This window comes from Bilifractor sp. HCP3S3_D3 (assembly GCF_052063915.1).
In the GTDB taxonomy this organism is placed as follows: Bacteria; Bacillota; Clostridia; order Lachnospirales; family Lachnospiraceae; genus Bilifractor.
This window is the reverse complement of the sequence record NZ_JBQHWP010000067.1, coordinates 1-342: the sequence shown is the minus strand read 5'-3', so window position 1 is coordinate 342 and position 342 is coordinate 1. Positions and strand designations below refer to the sequence as shown.

General features: G+C 52.3%; 1 rRNA gene. It reads right to left on the bottom strand.

Features of this window, described 5'->3' with window-relative positions:
- Positions 1-77: 77 nt before the first annotated feature.
- Positions 78-195: ribosomal RNA gene (gene rrf, locus ACTNDI_RS14060) — 5S ribosomal RNA — on the bottom strand.
- Positions 196-342 lie beyond the last annotated feature (147 nt).

Sequence of the window (342 nt, the reverse complement as noted above, 5' to 3'; positions counted from 1 at the left end):
AGATGAAGAGATTCGAACTCTCGACCCCCTGCTTGCAAGGCAGGTGCTCTCCCAACTGAGCTACATCCCCGTAAGGATGCTGGCGGCCGCCTATCTTTCCATACTGTCTCCAGCATAGTATTTTCGGCCGCCCGGGTCTTAACCATCGTGTTCGGAATGGGAACGGGTGTCTCCCCCGGGCGCATCGCCACCAGCAAGTTTATACAGTTGTTTCTGCGGTAACCGGATTGTTCCGCGCTTGTTACCTTGACAACTCAACAGTAAAACACATCTTTTACTCATTCATTCCTTAGAAAGGAGGTGATCCAGCCGCACCTTCCGATACGGCTACCTTGTTACGAC